At 73.0% G+C, this 18677-nt stretch carries 10 protein-coding genes; 1 reads left to right on the plus strand and 9 read right to left on the minus strand.

Translation table 11 applies throughout. The features are described from left to right. Positions 1–408: 408 nt before the first annotated feature. On the minus strand, positions 409–1794 hold the full coding sequence (locus tag IEY98_RS28315) for a DUF4407 domain-containing protein (protein WP_189213723.1): 1386 nt from the start codon (positions 1792–1794) through the stop codon (positions 409–411). Then, positions 1791–2393 carry a hypothetical protein gene (locus tag IEY98_RS28320; RefSeq protein WP_189213724.1) on the minus strand — a complete coding sequence of 201 codons (603 nt, stop codon included), beginning with the start codon at positions 2391–2393 and terminating at the stop codon, positions 1791–1793. Before IEY98_RS28320 ends, IEY98_RS28315 begins: the two co-directional genes overlap by 4 nt. A 169-nt stretch (positions 2394–2562) precedes the next feature. Here IEY98_RS28320 and IEY98_RS28325 point away from each other — a divergent pair, with 169 nt between their 5' ends. Beyond that, the gene (locus IEY98_RS28325) at positions 2563–6972 is read left to right on the plus strand and encodes a tetratricopeptide repeat protein (RefSeq protein ID WP_189213725.1); all 4410 of its coding nucleotides are present in this window, start codon (positions 2563–2565) and stop codon (positions 6970–6972) included. Here the strand turns inward: IEY98_RS28325 and IEY98_RS28330 are convergent. The 7 genes from IEY98_RS28330 to IEY98_RS28360 are packed head-to-tail and all read right to left on the minus strand — an operon-like array spanning position 6950 to position 18675. Next, positions 6950–8428 carry a vWA domain-containing protein gene (locus IEY98_RS28330; RefSeq protein WP_189213726.1) on the minus strand — a complete coding sequence of 493 codons (1479 nt, stop codon included), beginning with the start codon at positions 8426–8428 and terminating at the stop codon, positions 6950–6952. The two genes, IEY98_RS28325 and IEY98_RS28330, sit on opposite strands and share 23 nt — an antisense overlap. After that, positions 8410–9351 (minus strand): hypothetical protein, encoded by a 942-nt coding sequence (locus IEY98_RS28335; protein ID WP_189213727.1) that lies wholly within the window; start codon positions 9349–9351, stop codon positions 8410–8412. Before IEY98_RS28335 ends, IEY98_RS28330 begins: the two co-directional genes overlap by 19 nt. Then, the gene (locus tag IEY98_RS28340) at positions 9348–10712 is read right to left on the minus strand and encodes a hypothetical protein (protein ID WP_189213728.1); all 1365 of its coding nucleotides are present in this window, start codon (positions 10710–10712) and stop codon (positions 9348–9350) included. Before IEY98_RS28340 ends, IEY98_RS28335 begins: the two co-directional genes overlap by 4 nt. Continuing rightward, positions 10705–13233, minus strand: coding sequence for a hypothetical protein (locus IEY98_RS28345; RefSeq protein WP_189213729.1), 2529 nt, complete (start codon positions 13231–13233; stop codon positions 10705–10707). The genes IEY98_RS28340 and IEY98_RS28345 overlap by 8 nt, the downstream gene beginning before the upstream one ends. Continuing rightward, entirely contained in the window at positions 13233–14276 is a 1044-nt protein-coding gene (locus IEY98_RS28350) for a hypothetical protein (protein WP_189213730.1), read from the minus strand. The genes IEY98_RS28345 and IEY98_RS28350 overlap by 1 nt, the downstream gene beginning before the upstream one ends. Continuing rightward, a complete protein-coding gene (locus IEY98_RS28355) occupies positions 14273–16111 on the minus strand; it encodes an amino acid adenylation domain-containing protein (RefSeq protein WP_189213731.1) in 1839 nt (612 codons plus the stop codon). The genes IEY98_RS28350 and IEY98_RS28355 overlap by 4 nt, the downstream gene beginning before the upstream one ends. After that, the gene (locus tag IEY98_RS28360; RefSeq protein WP_189213732.1) at positions 16108–18675 is read right to left on the minus strand and encodes an AAA family ATPase; all 2568 of its coding nucleotides are present in this window, start codon (positions 18673–18675) and stop codon (positions 16108–16110) included. Before IEY98_RS28360 ends, IEY98_RS28355 begins: the two co-directional genes overlap by 4 nt. Between the last annotated feature and the right edge of the window lie 2 nt (positions 18676–18677).

The following is an 18677-nucleotide window of genomic DNA, read 5'->3' on the forward strand; positions in this document are numbered from 1 at the left end:
TTGGCTGCACGGGGCTCGGCGACGCTTTCACCGACCGCTTCGAGTCCGGCGAAGCGCACGACGCCGTCGAGCGGGTAAGGAGCAAGCGCCGACCTGGCCTCGTCCAGTCGAGTCAGGTCGAGTCTCCCCAGAGCACCTTCGGGCGCCGGTGATCTCCGTGCTTCGGTCGACAATGGCGGGTGACTTTGCGGAGGCCGTCGGCCAGCGCGACATCGTGTCCTGCCTGGATGAGCGCGACCGCTGTGTGACTGCCGGTGTATCCGGCACCGCAGCCGGGGAGAACGAGCATGGCTGCGTACGTCGAGGTCCGTGCACGTTCCGACGTGTCGAGAAGGGACTGAGGACGTCGTAGTAGCGGGCACGATTGTGGGTGAAAGGGGAGTTGATCCTCGTGGGATACGAGTTGGATCAACGCCACTCGCGGCGCAGTGGCAGGGTGGGTTCGCGCCCGTTGTTGCCGTTGTGGTGGTAGCCACCGTGGGGTGGCCACTGGGGCTGCCGGGTCGCGGCGGCCCAGGTGTCGACTGCCTGCCTGCTTTGACCGCGCGCGGTGGCGGCCCAGCGGGCGATTGCGTCGGCTGCGATCGCCTCCTGCTCGTTCACCAGGCGTTCGTTGGTGCGTTGGCCCGCCGCGTACTGCAGTTCGGCCTGGTGGAACTCGAGGTCGACCCGGCGCTGGTCCCGGTCGTCGATGATGGTCTGCTCGTAGGCGGCCTTGCGGGCGGCGTTGGCCTTCGCCTCGCGCTCCATGCGGCTGATCAGCTGTTCGTACACCGTCGGCGGGGCGAGCAGTTGCAGGACCTTCATCAGCACCGGCAGCACCTCGAGCGCCATGAACAGCAGCGTCAGCAGCAGGCTCGCGGTGCCGATGCCGGGACGCCGGTCGGCCAGTGACGACTTGGCCTCGATTCGGCCCAGCAGACCGCCGTCCTCCTCGGTCCGATCGGCGAACTGGTCCTGCTCGCGCTTGCGGTCTGCCCGCCGGTCCTCGATGTCGGCGCGGAGCCGCTCGGCCTCGAACGCCGCGGACCGCGACTCGGCCGTCGAGGCGTCACGGGCGCGCGCCTGGGCCTCGACCAGTTCGGCCTGCGCGGCCTCGTAGTCGGCCAGCGCGCGGTCGCGGGCGGCCATCTTCTGCCGCGCGGACTCGCCGATGCCGGGCTGGTTGGTGCCGCAGTTGCCGTCGATCTCGCACTGCGCGGACTTCTCGGCTTCCAGGTAGACCTCCTTGGTGGCGGCCACCTTCTCCTTGGCGGCCATGACCCCGGGGTCCTCGGCGGCCTGCCCGTCCGGGCTCTGGTCGGCCACGGCCTGCTGTCGCGCGAGTTCGCGCTCCAGTTCCGGGATGGCGGCGTAGCGGGGGTTCTGCTGCAGCTGCTCCTCGAACGCGGCGACGCGCTCGCTCTGCAGCACCTCCAGCTCGGCGTTGATCTCCCGCTCGAAGATCCGCAGCACCAGCGGCGTCGAGATGACGATGCCGAGCAGGACGGCCAGGAGGAGGCGGGCGGTGATCCCGATGCCGTTGCGCCACGGGCTGGTGTCCCTGGTCATGCCGAGGATCAGCATGCGGTCCAGGTTGAGGATCACCAGGCCCCAGCCGATCCCGGCGGGGATCGCCAGGCCCAGCGGCAGCCGGACGGCCATGGTCAGCGCGAACGTCGCCGAGACCGCGGCGACGGCCGCCGTCGTCAGCAGCACGATCGCCGTGGCCGTGTACCGGGGGCGGTCGGCGGGCGTCTCCCGCAGCACATCGTGACGGGCTCCCGCGATGGCGGCGAGCAGGCGCCCGATCATCCGTCGTCCCCTCTGCGCAGCAGCCAGGCCCGCAGCCGGGACGGGCGCCGCGGCTCGGTCAGTGGCCCCGTCAGCCACGGGGCGGGGTGGAAGCGGTCGGGGAGCAGGCCGAGCGGGGGCGGCGGGACACCGGGGGGCCCACTGGCAATCAGCGTCTCCATCCGCTGCCCGAGGCGCAGGTCGCGCGGTCGGGCGGCCAGGAACGCTGCGGCGACCCCGTTGGCGTCGGGGATCACCGGGCCGGTGCGGCCGAACACCGGCATCGGGATGTTCCGCAGGTCGGGGATCCCGACCGCGACCGTCTCCGGCAGTTCGAACACCGCCACCGGCCGGACCCACTCGGGTGAGGCATCGGACCGGTCGTACGCGACCGCGCGCACCGCGCCGGTCATCGTGGCGGTGAAGCGGTACGAGCCGCGGCCGGACCGTGCGTCGAGTTCGACTGTGTCGCCGTCGGGACGGGTGATGCAGATCAGGGACGCGCCGCGCGTACGCCAGCCGACGGTGACGGATTCGCCCGCGAGCACCGCGGTCCGGTCCAGGTCGAGGGCGGTGATGACGGCCCTCGGGCCCGTGCCGTGCCGGGCGGGGTGGGTCATGGTCTGTGCTCCGTCAGGTGCGGGGGAGTCGAACTGCGGGCGACAATCGCGGCGTTGTCAGAGGAGTCGACCGTGCCGGGGTGATCGTTACCTTAACCGGAACGGGTTAACGGTGGAACGTCCTTCGCAGACTTCACCGGTAACAGGCAACGCGAGGCGAGGAGCCGTGGTGACCGAGCGCAGAACCCGGGAAAGTGAGCAGCGGCCCACGTTCCGGGACGCCTATGCCGCGGCCCGCCGCGACGCGGCCCCGCTGCCCAAGGGAAACCCGGCGGTGCCGGTGTCCGTCGAGCCGCCGCTGGTGCCGCTGCCGCGACTGCACGGCAGAGCCGACATCAAGAAAGCACTCGCCGGGTTCCTCGACCGCGACACCCACCCGGGACTCGTTGTCCTGCACGGGATCGCGGGTGGCGGCAAGAGCGCGCTCGCGCTGTGGCTCACCGCGCAGGCGAAGGGCCGCGGGTGGGACGTGTACTGGGCGGCGGACGGGGACGTGGCGCGGACCATGCCCGCGGTCGCCGAACGGCGCGACCCCGGCCTGTCGCAGTCCGGCATGGGAGTCGGGCCTGACCAGGTGTGGGAGACGCTGGAGCGCGCCGATCGCCCGTGGTTGCTGGTGTTCGACAACGTCGACGATGTCGACCGGCCCGGGCTGCTCGGCCGGTCGGGCGGCCAGGTGGACGGCACGGGCTGGGTGCGGCCGGGACGGGCGGGCCTGGTCGTGGTGACCTCTCGCCGCGGCGACCGGTCGACCTGGGGTGGCGGGGCCGTGCTGCACCGGGTCGACTGCCTGCCGCGCGTGGCGGGCGCACGGGTGTTGTTCGACCTGGCGCCGGACGCGGGCACGCCCGAGGAAGCCGAGGAGTTGGTCGGGCAGTTGGGTGGCCTGGCGCTCGCCGTGCGGCTGGCGGGCAAATACCTGGCCGCCGACCCGCCGCGGCACCGCACGTTCGCCGAGTACCGGGTCGCGGTGAGCGCGGACCTGGCGTGGTTGGACGTGGGGGAGCAGCGGCCCGCGACGCTGTCCGACGAGGAGTCGGCGCGGCTGTCGATCCGGCTCACCTGGGAGCTGTCGCTGCGCCTGCTGGAGAGCAGGGGACTGGCCGCAGCGCGTCCTGTGGTCGAACTGCTCTCCTGCTATGGGGCGCCCCACCCGATCCCGGTGGCCCTCCTCGATGACGCCGCCGCGCTGCGCGAGACCCCTGTCGGCGAGATCTCGGCGCCGGACCTGGCGCGGGTGCTGCGGAACCTGGTCGCCGTCGCGCTGGTCGACCAGGTCGATGTGGACGGCGCCGCGCACCTGACGCTGCACCCGCTGCTGACCGAGGTCGTCGGCGCGGCCCGTGACGCCGGTCCCCATCGGGACGCGATCTGGGCCACCGCGGTCGACCTGCTCCACGCGCACCTGCCGGCCACGCCCGAACCCGCCGAGTGGCTGCGGTGGCGCGCGCTGCCCGCCGTGCAGGCGGCCGTGCTCGGCGGACTGCGCGGCGACGGGCTGGATCTCGCGGTCGACGGCGGTGCGCTCTGCGCCTTCCACCTGCTCACCATCGGCTCGCTGCACGCCGCGCACGAGATGAGCGAGTTGACGGTGCGGCGCTCGGCGGAACTGGACCCGAAGGCGCGGGTCCGGCTCACCGCTCGGCTCGTCTCGGCGCTGGTGGGCTTCGCCGAGGGCGGCGTGGCGGCCCGCGACGAGCTGGGCGCGCTGATCGAGGACGCGGGCGCGGTGCTGCCCGTGGACTCGGCGATGCTGATCGTCGCCCGGCAGCAGCACGCGCTGGCGCTGGCCACGACCGGGCGTCCCGCAGAGGCCGAGCAGGTCTACGCCGACCTGTTCGCCGACCACGACGCGGGCATCGGCTCCGACCACGTGATCGCGACCCGGTTCGGGTACGCGCAGCTCATGAGCATCGTCGGGGAGTACGACATCGCCGAGGCCGAGATCGAGGCCGTGTTCGCCGCCGAGACCGCCCAGCACCCCGACGAGCCGGACCACCCGAACCTGCTGGTGACCAGGACGCTGCGCGCCGAGATCTGGCTCGGCGGCGGGCGGCGGCTGGTGGAGGCCAGGGAGGATCTGCAGGCCGTGCTGCGCGCGCAGGAACGGCTGCACGGCCCCGACAGTCCCTTGACACTGGGCGCGCGGGTGACGCTCATCGGCGCGTTGCACCAGCTGCGCGACGAGTCCGGGGCCGAGGACCAGCTTACCAGCATGCTGCGCATCCAGCGCGACGCTCTCAATGCCGAGCACCCGCTGTCCCTGCTCGGCATGGCCGCGCTGATCAGCCTCCGCACCGCGAATCCGCCGGAGGGGACCGACGTCGAGGCCACGGCCCGGGTCGACGACGAGCGGCTCGCCGCGCTGGCCGCGTCGCTGGCCACGACCGTCGGCGACGACCACCTGGTGGTGCTGTCGATCCGGCTGTCCGCGGCGATGCAGCGCTGTGTGCACGATTGGGACGCCGGGAAGGCGGCTGTGCTCGACGTGCTCTCCCACCAGACCGCGGTCTATGGCGAAGGGCATATCGCGACGCTGAACACCCGGCTGGTGTACGCCCAGCTGCTCGTTGCCGCGGAGGAGGACCAGCCCGCCGCCGAGCGCGAGCTGCGGGACCTGCTGCGGGTCCAGGAGCAGCACCTGGGCGAGCGCCACCCGCAGACCGCGGCGGTGCGTGCGGCGCTGGCCAACATCACCTTCCTCAATCACGGGCATGCGGACAGCGAACGGCTGCTGCGCGAGTCCCTGGAGATCTTCGAGGAGCTGCACGGCCCAGACCACCCCGACACCCTGCAGACCCGCGCGACCCACGTCCAGGTGCTGGCCACCTTGGGTCGCTTCGCCGAGGCGCGCGCGGAACTGCGGGTGCTGATCGACGCGCTCAACCGCGCCGAACCGGACGGCGAGCGGGTGCTGGCGGCCCGGCTGATGCTCGCCCTGCTGCTGTGGGAGGACCGCGACCTGGCGCGGGCCGAACGCGAACTGCGGGACCTGGTGGCCGCCGTCACCGGGTACGACGCGCTGGTGGTCCGGTGGATCCTGGGCGAGGTCCTGAAGGACGCCGACCGCGCGGTCGAGGCCGAGACCGAACTCCGCGCGGCGCTGGAAGGAATCGAGGAGCTGGGCGACCCGGATGACGACGTGCCCGCCATCCGCCTCAGCCTGGGCGAACTGCTCCACGGCGTCGGCAGGCTGGCCGAGGCCGAGCGGCACCTGCAGGTGGCGCACCTGACATTCACGCGCATGGACGAGCCCGAGAAGGCAGCATCCGCCCGGCAGGCCCTGACCGTCGTCTCGGCCGAACTCCGCGCGCTTGAGGAGGCAGCCCTTGGGAAGGCAACCCCTGTGGACGCGGCTTCGGTGGACGAAGACCCGATGGAGACAGCTGCGGTGGAGACGCCTGCGGAAGCGACTTCGGTGGAAGCTGCCCCGGTGGACGAAGTCCCGGTGGACGAGGCCGCCGTCCCTGGCCACGGCGAAACTCCTGGCGAAGCGACTGCGGAACCCTCCACTCGGGACGAGCTGCCGCTCGGGCCCGAGCCGTCGGGCACCGATGACCTGAGCAGGGCGCTGACCGACTGGCGCGACGGCAGACTGGACGACGCGGAGCGCGCACTCGCCGCGCTGGGAGCTCGCCGCTGGCTGGGCCTGCTGCGATGGGAACGCGGCGCCATCGCCGCCGCCATCCCCTCGGGCGACTGGTCCCGCGCCGAACTGTTGGCACTGCGCCGCGAAACCTGCGCCACCCGGGCTGAGGACGACGCTCTGTGCGCCGAACTGGCCACCCTCGACTCCCTCGACGCCAGGCGCCTCCACGCCATCGCCCTGGCCGACCAGGGCTTTCCCCGCGCCGCCTACGCCCAGTTGACGGCGGTGGTCGCCGCTCGCGCGCGGACCGAGGGCCTCGCCGCCCGCGACCTCGTCGACCTGGAACTGCTCCGCCCCGACGACGGCGGACCGGAACCGCTGGCCGCTGTGGAGCGCCTGCACGAGCGGATCGTGCGCGGCTTCGGCGCCGACCACGACCTGGCCCTGCGCCTGCGCCGCGCCCGGGGGGAACGGCTGATCAACCGGGGCCGCGCTACCGAGGCGGTGAACGACCTCGACGCGACGCTCGTGGCCCGCACGCGCGGCTCGGCCTTCCCGGACCGGGAGAAGGCGCTGGTGCGGCACCTGCTCGCCACCGCTGTCGAAGCCACCGGCGGGCTCCGCTCGGCGGCCGGGCTCCACCGCCAGGCCATGGCCGACCTCACCGGCCTGCTCGGCTCCGCCCACCCGCTGACCCTGACAGCACGGGCCCACTACGCGGCTTTGCGCTCGACCACCGAGGACGGCGGCGGCAACGAACTGCACGATGTCCTCGACGCGCAGGTACGCCGCCTCGGCCCCCACCATCCGGACGTCGCCGCCACCCGCTACCGCATCGGCGTCTTGGCGCGTACCCGAGGTGACCACGCCACGGCCGCCAGGGAACTCGCCGCCGCCCTGCGGATCAGGACGACCAGGCTCGGCTGCGGTCATCCGCTGACGACGGCGAGCCGCCGGGCCGTGGCGGTCAGGGCCGAAGGTGCCGGATGAGGATTCCGTAAACGTCGACGTCGACGTCGGGCGGTAGTTTTCGGGGCTGGCCCGGCTGTCCCCTGGCCGGGAAGTAGGTGACCAGCGCCCCGCCGTCGCGGGTGCCGCGCACGACGAACTCGCCGCTGACGCTCGGATCGCTCAGGCTGGCCGGTCGGGCGAAGCGCACGCGCCGGGAGCCCTCGAGGGCGATCCGCTGCGCGCCGCCGTCGGCGGACTGGGCGAGCAGGTGGCCGCGAAGCTGGGGATTGCGCAGCTCCCAGGTGACGAGCCCGGTGATCAGCACGCCGAGCAGCAGGACTCCGATGAACACGATCCACGTCCAGCTGAGCCCCGTCGTCCACACCGAGGGCCACGCGGCGGTGGAGTCGAGGTCGCGCAGGGCGAAGTCGATGTCCAGTTCGGACTCGATGGCGGTGGTCCACGGCGAGCTGACGACCCCGGCGAGCCGCAACCGGGTGGGGACCTCGGTCGTGCGCTCGCCGAGCCGGAGCCCGGCGGCCTCGGTCGAGCGCACCACCACGTCGATGTGCTGGGCCTCGCCCGGGGGAAGGAGGATCTCCTCGGGCAGTCCGGTGACTGTCCCGCCCACGCCGACCAGTTCGCCGCGCAGGCCGCTCACCCAGAGGGGGAGTACGGACGTGGTGGTGCGCAGGGTCAGGGTGACCCGCACGGACGAGGCCAGGTCCCCGCCGTCGGGGAACGCGCTCCACGTCGCGGCGACCGTGCCGTTGACATCGCCTGCCACCAGGCGGCCGAGTTCGGTCCTGCGCACGCGCTCGTCAAGCCTGTCCAGCAGGTCCACCACCTCGCTCGGGTTGGCCAGCGCGAGGGTGACGGTCCCGGGCACGGTGCCCGTCAGCAGCTCGGCGCCGTTCTCGCCGCCCGCGAGCGGGATCGCGTACCCGGAGACGCGCTCACCTAGCGCCCGCCCGCGCTCGGCGAGCGCGGGCCACGCCGTGCTGCTCGCGAACCGGCTGCCTGCCAGTGGCGCGTGCTCGCCGTCGGTGAGCAGGACTACCGCGCCGTGCGCCCCGGTGTCGCCGCCTTCCAGGACGGCGAGTGCGCGGTCGAGCGCTGCACCGATGTCGGTGGCGTTCCCCTCGGGCGTCGCGGGCATCCGGGCGATGACGGCCGGGCCCGGCCGGGGTCCGGTGTAGACGATGGTGGGCACCTCGGCGAAGGTGATCAGCGTGACCCGGTCGGCCGCGTCGAGCCCGGCGAAGAACCCCCGCAGCCCCGACCGGACGCCGCTGTAGCGGCCGTCCTCGGCCATCGAGCGGGACGTGTCGACAAGCACGACGTAGTCGGTCGGGGTGTCGGCGACCCCCACCTCGTGGTAGATCTCGTCGATGCCGACCTGCGCGGGCTCGTCGGCCAGCGCGGGCGCGGGCGCCAGCGTCCAGACGGCGAGGACGGCGGCTAGCGCGCGGGTGATCAGGACTGGTCGCGCCATGGCAGCACCTTGGAGTGGTCCTCGACGAAGCGGTCATAGCGGGCAAGGGTGTCACCCAGCGCGGCGTCGACCTCGTCGATCATCATCTGGGCGTCGCTGAGCATGGTGCGCACGCGGTCGGGCAGGCTGCCCTCGGTGGCCGAGGACAGCCGCTCGGCCAGATCGGCGTCGATGGCCGCGTGGGCGCGCAGAGCGGCCACCTGGTCTGCGCGCTCGGCGCGGAGCTTGGCGTACTCGGCGTCCTTGGCGCGGAGTCTCGCGTCGTCGTCGGCCATCCGCTCGCGGAGTTCGGCCCACGCGGTCTCGGTGCCGCGCAGCTTTTCCAGCAGTTCCCGGGCACGCGTGTCCAGGTCGGCGAGTTGCTGCTCGGACAGCCGCACTGCCGTTTCGGCGGTGTCGGCCAACGCCTTCTCGGCGTCGGCGGTCTCGCTCGTCAGCTCCCTGACACGCGCGGCGAGGCGGTCGCGCTCGGCGCGGATGTCCGGCAGGGCGTCGGCCAGCCGCCGCAGCCTGCGCAGGTTGGCCAGTTCGGCCTCGATGCGCTCGTGCTCGGCCCCACAGGCAGTCAACTCGGCGGACACGGCGGACAGCGCGTCGCGCTCGCGGCGGGCCACCGCGACCCGGTCGGCCAACTCGGCCAGGCGCCGCGCCTGAGTGTCCAAATGGTCCGCGACGGCGACGCCCGCGACGGCCGCGTCGACCAGGGCGGGCACGCCGTCGACGAGGGCGTCGGCCTCGGTCAGGGCGTCGTCGAGGGCGATCACCAGCTCCAGGGCCTCGGTGTCGCCGGGCGGCGGGCTGACGGCTGTGCCGATCGCGGTCGACGCCCACGCCATGGCGTGGCGCAGCACGGTGAGCGCGGCCAGGGCGTCGTCGCCCTCGGTGGCCGCGGCCAGCAGGACCGCGCGCGGTTCGTCGGTCACGGTGCGCTCCTGGCGGGCTCGGGGGCGCGCAGGCCCAGCGGGTAGACGATGTCCGCGCCGTTCTCCGGGCGCAGCAGCAGCGCGCCCAGCCCGGCGCGGCGGCCCATGGCGCAGACGCGGTAGCGGCCGGGCCGCACGTCGACGGGCGTGACGGCCTCGGCGGGCCGCCAGTCGCCCTCGCGGTTGAGCCGGACCCGTACCGGCAGCGGGCCGGTGTGGTCGTCCGGCACGGTGATCTCGGTGTCCGGCGTGCTGGACTCGCCCACCGGCAGCACGGCCGACTCCAGCAGTCCGCACCGCACCCGCCGGATCGCCAGGCCCAGCTCGTGCGGGAAGCCGTCGAGGGCCCGCGCCCGGCCGGTGGCGATGAGCAGGGCGCCGGATGCGGCGGCGGTCGGCGGGACGACCCGCGCCGAACTCGCCCGGCCGCAGGCCGCGGCCAGCGCGGCGGCCGGGACGGGACCGAGCGCGTTGCCCCCGGTGACCACGATGTCCGGCAGCAGCGGCTCGGCGCACCGCGCCACCAGCCGCCCCACCACGGTCCCGACCAGCTCCGCCAGGGCGTCGAGGGCGTCGACCAGCACGTCGGCGGTGATCGCGCCGCCGTGCCTGCCCGGCAGACAGACCGGCGTCGCGCGATACCGCTCGCGCACCGCGGCCTGCGCGAGCACGATCCGCGCCCGGTCGGCGCGCACACACCGCTCGTTCTCCAAAGCCGCCCACCGCAGGGGATCGCCCGCACTCGCCCCGGCCCGGGACGCCTCGGCCAGCCGGGCGGGCAGGCCGCTGGCCGCGGTGTCGGCGTACTCGACATCCAGCAACCGCGTCGCCCCCGACTCGCACGCGTACACCGCCGCCGTCACCGTGCGCGCTCCGACATCACACACCAGCAGCGCCCCGTCGTCGGGCAAGACACCCGCGGCGACACACTGCGACCCCGGCACCACCCGCACCGACTCCACCCCGGCCAGCCGGGCCACCAGCTCGGCCAAGGCGGCCCCCTCCGCCCCGACCGCCGACGGCCAGGTGTCCCCGTCTCCGGCCATCCACCGGTCGGGCGCCGCCACGACAACCCGTGCCTGCGACAAGGCCACGTTCCGCGAACCCAGCAGCCACCGCAGGTACTCGCCCAGCATCCGCCCAGGCAACCCGGACTCAGGCGAGTCTGCGAATGCTCCAAGCAACCGGTCGTACGACGTCGCGCCGGGCGCCGTGGTCAACGCCGCCGACCCGAACCACAATCCCCGCCCGGTGTCCACCACCAGCGACGGCTGATGCCATAGCCCAGTCCGACCGGCCGTCGCAGCCTTGGTGCGGACGGACCCGATGTCGAGCCCCAGGGCGGCCACGACCTCACTCATCCCTGCCCTCACGCCGCTCGCCGTCGGAAGACCGTATGACGGTGTTGATCGCCTTCTTGATCAGCCCCGGTTCCTTCTTCTCGAGGCTCTTGGCGACTTCCCCCAGCGTCTCCTGGACAGCGCGCAGCTTCCTGGCCAGGTCCGTGGCTCCGTCTTCGAGGCGGATGTGCGGGTGCGTTCTCAGCAGCACGAACGCCGCCAGGTCGAGCTGAACCGCCGAGTCGAAAGCGACCGGCCTGGCGACAGCCTCGGGAGGGCCGCTGCCGAAGCCGTGGTCGAGCAACGCGTTGACGAGCCGCGCGACGAGCTCGTGCGGCTGGGCCACCCGGTTCGCGACCTGACCCGCCATCACCTCGACCAGGATCGCACCCCAGGCGTCCGGCGGGATCTTCTGCTTGGCGAGGAACCTCCGCAGGGCTTCGCTGCTCGAACTTCCCCACTTGGGGATCTCGTTCGCGATCCACGGCACGTCCACCGCACGGCGGATGCCTGCCCGTCTTTCCTCGAACAGCCGCCGCATCTCCTGGTGGTTGGCGAGGTACTCCTGCCAGAGCTGGACGGCGGGCGAGTCGAGGAGCGCCCGGTTGGTGAGGATCTCGCCTGCGATCGTGTCCACGAGCGGGCGCGACACGATCTGCTCCCGCCCGCCGATGCCTGCGACCCACTGGAAGAACAGAAGGACCTCGTCGAACTCGATCTGCTCGCTCCACCCGGTGCCCAGTTCCCCGGCGACGGCATCGATGAACCTGATCCGCGTGGCCCGCAGTATCCCGTCCGACAGGGCGCACTCGGCCAGCGCGCGTCGATAGTCGCGGCCTCTCGACAGCGGGACAAGAGGCGGCAATCCGGTGCAGTACCGCAGCAAGTCGGCAGCGGGAAGGTGACGTTCGGAAAGCAGGGACGAGAGATCCGTCCACCTGTGCGGGAGACCTTGGTCGATCCGGTCGCGCAGCCACACCAGGACCGCGTCCAGCACCTCGCCGATCCGTTCCGGGCGGGCTTCGTGGACGACCGCGACCAGGTCGAACACCGGGGCCTCGTCGACATGGCCCAGCTGCGCCACATCCCGGTTGGTGAACATCCCCTGGGGGCCGGTCAGTGCCTTGCGGTAGGGACCCGCCACTCGCTGCCACACCGTGTTCTCGCCCGCTCGGTCGAGGTGGGCGGCCAGCTCCCCATCGAGCCCACCGTCGTGCTTGGCGAGCCGTGCGGCCAACCCGACGGCCGTGACCTTCGCGTCAGCGACGACGGACCCCAGGACCGGGAGCCACTCGGGGCGCCTGCCGAGGATGTCGACCGCCAGCACGACCTCGGCCCGCTCGGGGGTGTCCATGCCGACCACGGCGCGCATGACCTGCTCGGCCAGGCCGAGGCGCCGCGCGACCTCGGCGACCCCGACGATCTCCTCCTCGGTCCATCGCGCCGCCTTCTGCTGCCTGCGCGCGAACTCCTCGAGCCGGGGCGCGAGTTTGGCGACCCAGTGCGCGCGCAGCAGGGCGGCGTCGCGAATGACGTCCGCGGGCGTGGCAACGGCCAGGTACTGCTCCAGGAGTTGCCGACGTGCGAACGCGTCGACAAAGTCCAGGTCGCCGGACTTGTGCAGCTTCCGGAGCATCTCCGGCTTCAGCGTGCCCGCCCGCGCGGCCTCGACGGCCACCTTGAGGAGATCGAGGTCCTGGAGGATCGCCTCAGCCGCCCACGGATCGCGGGTGCGGAGGTCGGTCTGCCTGGCCAGGTGCTCGGTGACCTGGGGCTCGCCCTTGCGTTTGATCAACTGCAGCAGGGCGCGCTCGTACGGCGACGGGTCCCCGGCGTGCGACCGGTCCAGGTGACCGGTACGCAGGTCAAGGGCCACATCACCGTCGCGGGCACGGCGGCCGAAGGACAGGTTGAGGCTGGTGTTGTCCGACCAGGTGCCCGTGAACAGCCACGCCTTGGCGCCCGCGGGCAGCATGCGGGCCACCGCGTCGAGCAGGTTCAGCCGTTCCGTCATCTCGCCCGGCCCGTTGAGCAGGACGACCGCGCCTTCGAGTAGTCGCGCCGCCGCCGCGACCGCGCTCTCCGTGGCGAGTGCGGCAGGCTTGCCGCCGCGGCGGACCGGGAGGGTGCGGGTCGGCTGGCTGAGCGGGTCGGCGCACTCCCATTCGACGGTTTCCTCGCGCACCGTCTCGTAGAAGTCCGCATAGGACACACCTGCGGCGAGCATGTCGTCCAGCGAGACGCAGAAGTACCTGGTGAACACGATCGGTCGGTTCGTGGCGTCGAAGTGCGGGGACCACTCGCGGATCGCGATGCCGACGTAGGTCACGCCGCGGATCTGGGGGTGGTCGAACCAGACCCAGGGCAGCGCCGACGGGCCGTTCTCATGCGGTGGGGGTGGGTTGCCCGGGGTCGACGACGAGACGATCTTCTCGAACTGACGGGGCGAGAACGGTCCCGCGCTGGCCGCGATGACGGAGTACTCCTCGTACAGGCCGGGCTTCTTGCCGACCAGTGCCCACCCGATGTCGATCGAGTCCATCATTCCGCCTTGGTGAGGCTGTTGTAGAGCCACAGCAGCGGTTCGAGGACGTTGATCGGGTACACCCGGCCCTTGATCTTGAAGTCGGTGTGCTCCGGGCCGACCCGCTCGACGTTGAGGCAGTCGTGCGAGCGGAACCGGTTGTCGGCGACGTAGAACCCGATCGACGAGGTGACGAAGTAGTTCAGCGTGCTGAAGTACTGGCGCAGGCCGCGCTCGACCATGTCGGTGTTGGTCTGCGGGTCCTCGCACAGCATGCGGAAGAAGTCGCCTGCGCGCTCGTTGTCCACCCGGGGCAGGTAGGGCCGTTCGTTGTCGAAGACGGTGTAGCCACGCACCCGGGCCTTCTTGTAGATGTCGGGCTTGTCGAACTTGGTGACGCAGACCGCCACGTGGTGGGGCAGCTTGGGCTTGCCGTGGTCCTGCTCCATCACCCGCCGGGTGAGCTTCTCCAGCACTGGGTGGAAGTAGCGGAAAGCGTCGCCCTCGTGCGCGTCCCGCTCGGGGTCGAACAGGTAGACGATGCCGTGGCAGTCCTGCAGGTGGTCCAGCAGCCGGTCCTCCATCTCGTCCGGGTCGTTGCCGCGCGGCTCGAAACCGGTCGGCTCGTTGCCGAGGGTGAAGCCGTCGTCCTCGTCGTCGGTGGTGGCGGGCGCGGTGCCCGACCGGCCGTACGTGCCGCCGGGGACGTCGAGCACGTCGAGGTCGAAGGCGATCGTGTGGCTTTCGGGGACCTTCTTCCCGTACCACTTGCGGGACGCGGACCGGCGCTCCCCGGTGAAGCGGAACACCATGCTGTCGGCGTTGGTGGTCGCGACCGGGAAGGTCTTGGCGGTGGTCAGCGCGTAGGTGGTGTCCTGGAGGAACCGGGTGGCGGCGTCGTCGGAGCCGTGCATGATCCAGCTCGGCGTGTCGACGCCGTGCCGCATGGTGGCGATCTTGAGCGCGGCCAGGAACGTCGTCTTCCCGCTGCCGGGCGGGCCCCACAGGCCGATCCGCAGTTGCGTCGGGTTGACTGGCCCCGGGCGGGTCGGTCCGGTCATGACAACTCCTCCAGTGGTTTCCCCCCCGCGATGAGCGGGAAGCGCAGGGGCGGTGCGGGCGGCCTGCCGAGCAGCCGCGCCTCGTCGACGATCGAGTCCGCGTCGACTTCGGACAGCTGCCTCGGCCTGCGCGGCCGGGCGATGGCGTTCCACGTCGACTCGGCGTGCTTGCTGTGCTGGTTCTGCCTGGCCCGGATCGGATGGCGGTCCCAGACGACGATCCGGTGGACGTCCCTGCCGGTCAGCCTGGTCACCTCCGCGCTCCACTGCCGGTGGTTCGGGCACCGGGCGACGCCGCCGTCCTCGGACGGGTGCGGAGGCCGGTCGCCGATGACGACGAGCCGCCGCGACAGCGCGCGCCAGCGCAGCAGCGCGGCCGCGTGCAGGGCGTCCTCGACGGGGGCGGCGTAGGGCTCGACCTTCGGTCGCTCCCGGAGTTCGACCAGCGTCGACCGGGCGGTATCGATGGAGGCGAAGTCGGCGGCGTCGACCACCGAGTGCGGCTTGTGCCCGAGGTGGTCGCGGTAGCCGATCACGCCGACGCGCACGGTGTCCGGGGCCGGGTGGCGGGCCCGCAGCGCGTCGACGATCCCGACGGCCAGGTCGCGGCGTCTGCCGACCTCGCGCTCGGTGCCGCCGATCTCGATGGCGAACACCAGGTCCACGGCCGCGGAGTACGGCTGGTAGTGCGGCGGCAGCTCATCGATGGGCTCCGGCCAGCTCGCGCGGGCGGACTCGTCGTCGACGCCCGGCGGGGAGATCAGCCGCACCTGACCCGCACCGTGGAGCTGGAACTGCAGGGTGTGCTCGGCGCCGCGCGCGAGGTCGCAGCGCAGCACGGCCACGGGCGCGCACTGGCCCGCGTACGCGCGGGCAGGCCCGGCGACGACGGCGATCGTCAACGACTCGTCGGGCTGGTCTGGCGCGGTCACGGTGACGGTGGCGCGGGGCCGCTCGATAGCCCGTGCCCCCGCGGGGAACAGCGGGCACAGCACCGGCCGGGGCACCCCCCGCTGGTCCACGACCGCAGCCACCAGCGAGTACCCGTGGCGCAGCGGCGCGATCGCGGGCAGCTCGCGGATCGCGCGGTCGTCAAGGCGGGGCTCGTCGACCCCGATCTGCCGGACCGACGGGTGGTACCGCAGCAGCTGGTCGGGCACGGGCCAGCCGCCGAGCCGGTGCAGCACAAGCACCTCGTTCTGGCGGCCCGCGGTTTCAACCGGGAGGTGCCGGGGGGCGGCGACGACCCGATCGGCCGTCGGCGGGTCGGTTCCGCCCCGGCCGACGCCGCCTGCGAGGACGAGGAGCCGCTCGTCGGGGTCGGCGGGCAGCCAGGGCAGCACCTCGTCCCACGGGAAGCGGCGCACCGGCTCCAGCGGGAGGGGCACGCCGAGGTGGTTGACGCCGAGGTGGGCCACGCCGATGCCGTCCGAGGCCACGTCCACCAGGGTCAGGACCGCGTGGTCCGCAGCAACCAACCGGGCGAGGGCGCGCTCCAGTGCCCCGGTCAGCGGCTCGATGCCGGGTCCGGCGACCGCGGCGCGGCGGGCGGCGGCCAGCTCGGCCGCGCTCGGCGGCCCGTCGCGCACGATCTCGGCCAGCCGCGCGAGGACCGCGTCGTCGCCGTGGTCGGGGAAGCCCGCGGCGCGGGCCGCCGCGGCGAGGTCGTGCGCGCGGCGCGCGGCGGCGAGGCGGTCGGCGAAGGCGGCGCGGTGGGCGTCGGTCAGCTCACCCACCCACGGGCCGTCGCTGAGCCGCCAGCCGCAGCGCGCGCAGGTCGCGGCGTCGGGGCCGCCGCTGCGGCACACCGGGCAGAGGACGGGCGCGCTGGTCATCGGCCGGCCTTCGGGTCGGGCACGTCGGCGGGGGTGATCGTGGTGGCGTGCGCGGCGCGCTCGGCGCGCGGCAGGCTCGTCACCCGGACGGCCACGTGGCGCTCGACGACCCCGAACAGCTCGCGCACGGCGCGGCCGTTGCCGAAGCCGTAGCCGCCCGCGAGCGCGCGCTCCCGTTCGGCCTCCAGCCAGCGCGCCGCCTTCGCCGACGCGGTGGGCGCGAGCTGGTAGCCCTCGGTCTCGGCCAGCCGCTCGAAGATCAGCCGCAGCTCGGGGGCTGTGTAGTCCTCGAACACCAGCCGCTGCGCGAACCGCGACCGTAGGCCGTCGTTCGCGCGCAGGAACGCCTCCATCGGGCCGGGGTAGCCCGCGGCGACCACCACGAGCCTGCCGCGGTACTCCTCCATGATCGTGAGCAGCTCGGTGATGGCCTCCCCGCCGAAGTCGTTGCCCTCCTTGACCAGGTCGTAGGCCTCGTCGACCAGCAGCACCCCGTCGAGCGCCTCCAGCGCCTTCGCCCTGGTCCGGCCCGCGGTCTGGCCGACGAACCCGGCCACCAGGTCGGCCCGGGTCACCGGCACCACGTGCCCCTTGACCAGCAGGCCGAGCGCGGCGAACACCCGGCCCATCAGCTTCGCCACGGTCGTCTTGCCCGTGCCGGGCGAGCCGACGAACAGCATGTGCGGGGCCACCACCGTCGACCGCCGGTGCGGTTGCTCCTGGCGCAGCTCCAGGACGGCGGCGATCTCGCGGATGGCGTCCTTCACCGCGCGCAGCCCGACGAGCTGGTCGAGTTCGGCGAGGACTTCGGGCAGTGGGGCGGTGGCGACCAGGTGCCTGCGGAACTCCTCCGGCACGTCCGCCGCGGTCGCCTGCTCGATGGGCCCGCCTCCGCGGGTGGGTTTCGTCCGCCGCGCCCACTGCCGCTGCACGCCGTTGGCCAGCTCGCGCATGACCCGGCCGTTGCCGAAGTCCTCGTCGCGGGTGCGGTAGAGCGTCGCGGTGATCGTCCGGAGGGCGGCCTCCAGGTCCGGCGCGCAGGGCAGCTTGGCGAGCCGCTTCCGGACGATCGCGTACAGCTCGTCCGGGGTGTAGTCGGGGAAGTGGATTCGGTTGCCCTGCGGGAACCGGCTGGGCAGGCCGGGATTGATCGCCAGGAACGCGTCGACGTGGCGGGGGTAGGCGGCGATCACCACGGCCAGCCGGTCGCGGTTGCGTTCCATCTCCTCGAGCAGCACGTTGATCGACTCCCCGCCGTGCCCGTCGGCCTGGTCGCTGAGCCGGTACACCTCGTCGATGAACAGCACGCCGTCCAGCGCGCTGCGGATCGTCGCCGCGGTGAGCCGCGCGGTCTCGCCCACGTTCGGGGAGACGAGCTGCTCGATGGACGCCTCCACCACGTGGCCGCGCCGCAGCAGCCCGAGGTCGCGGTAGAGTCCGCCGATCAGGTGCGCCACCGTGGTCTTGCCGGTGCCCGGGTTGCCGATCAGGGCGAGGTGCAGCGACGGCGGCTCCGGGTCGGCGCCGCCGAGTTCGCGCAGCACCGCGTCGGCCTCGACGGTGTGCCGGTGCGCGGCGAGGAACTCCTTGACCGGACCGAGCCCGACCAGATCGTCCAACCGCTGCCAGAGGTCGCCGCTGTCGGGCACGTCCACCCGGATGAGCCCGCGCTCGCGCAGCGCCGCGACCGACAGCGGCTGCTCGCCGAGCGCCCTGAGGTGCGCTTCCCACCGCCGGACCGAGTACTCCTGCGCTGCCATCAACCGCTGGAGGTAGGGGAGCGCGGTCCAGTCCGCGATGGCCATGCCGTGCTTGAGGCGCGCGACCTGCACGAGCCTGCCGAGTTCGTCCTCGTCGGGGAGCCCGAGCGCGGTCACCGGCCCGGCCGCGCCCCAGCCCGCGAACCTGGTGCGCAGTTGGGGCAGGTAGCGCTGGCCGCCGACGAAGTCGACGATCCTGGTGAAGTCGGGCTCGGTGAACATCAGCACGCACACGTTGCCCGCGCCGACCTGCCCGGTGTGCCAGCGGCCCATCATCTCCGCGACCGCGCGGCGCATGTCCGCCTGCAGGTTCTCCAGCAGCGTCTCGGCGTTGGGCACCACGACCGCGGTGCGCACCGAGTCCTGCTCCATGAGCGCGCTGATCATCTGCACCCGCTGCGGGTCCGACGCCGCGGGCCGCCGCGCCGGTTCGGGGCGCGGCGCGTCGACGACCATCCGCTTGCCGAGCGGACCGGAGAACCGGCGCATGGTGCGCGGGCGGGCCGGGGCGGACGCGGTGCTTCGGGTCAGTCCGCGCGAGTGCTCGTCGCGGAAGTACACCGGATTCCGGTAGGCGCTGAACACCACGCGCTCGAAGCCCGCCGCGCGCAGGGTCGCCCACACCAGTTCCTCGGCGGGGCGGACCCGCAGGTCGGCGCCGACGACGTGGTCCTCGACGCCGGGCCCGTGCACAATCCACAATGGCTCGCCGGGGACCGGAGCCCGCGCGCCGGTCAACCGTTCCGGGACAGCTAAGGGCGTCGGGAAGCGACGGCCGGTCACCCGGCCGGTGTCCGCGATCATCT

Origin of the sequence: Actinokineospora fastidiosa (genome assembly GCF_014648415.1) — a bacterium.
In the GTDB taxonomy this organism is placed as follows: domain Bacteria; phylum Actinomycetota; class Actinomycetes; order Mycobacteriales; family Pseudonocardiaceae; genus Actinokineospora; species Actinokineospora fastidiosa.

What these genes read in the sequence shown, in the direction of transcription:
- IEY98_RS28315 (WP_189213723.1), bottom strand. Translation starts at nt 1,794, where the DNA reads ATGATCGGGCGCCTGCTCGCCGCCATCGCGGGAGCCCGTCACGATGTG.
- IEY98_RS28320 (WP_189213724.1), bottom strand. Translation starts at nt 2,393, where the DNA reads ATGACCCACCCCGCCCGGCACGGCACGGGCCCGAGGGCCGTCATCACC.
- IEY98_RS28330 (WP_189213726.1), bottom strand. Translation starts at nt 8,428, where the DNA reads ATGGCGCGACCAGTCCTGATCACCCGCGCGCTAGCCGCCGTCCTCGCC.
- IEY98_RS28340 (WP_189213728.1), bottom strand. Translation starts at nt 10,712, where the DNA reads ATGAGTGAGGTCGTGGCCGCCCTGGGGCTCGACATCGGGTCCGTCCGC.
- IEY98_RS28345 (WP_189213729.1), bottom strand. Translation starts at nt 13,233, where the DNA reads ATGGACTCGATCGACATCGGGTGGGCACTGGTCGGCAAGAAGCCCGGC.
- IEY98_RS28350 (WP_189213730.1), bottom strand. Translation starts at nt 14,276, where the DNA reads ATGACCGGACCGACCCGCCCGGGGCCAGTCAACCCGACGCAACTGCGG.
- IEY98_RS28355 (WP_189213731.1), bottom strand. Translation starts at nt 16,111, where the DNA reads ATGACCAGCGCGCCCGTCCTCTGCCCGGTGTGCCGCAGCGGCGGCCCC.
- IEY98_RS28360 (WP_189213732.1), bottom strand. Translation starts at nt 18,675, where the DNA reads ATGATCGCGGACACCGGCCGGGTGACCGGCCGTCGCTTCCCGACGCCC.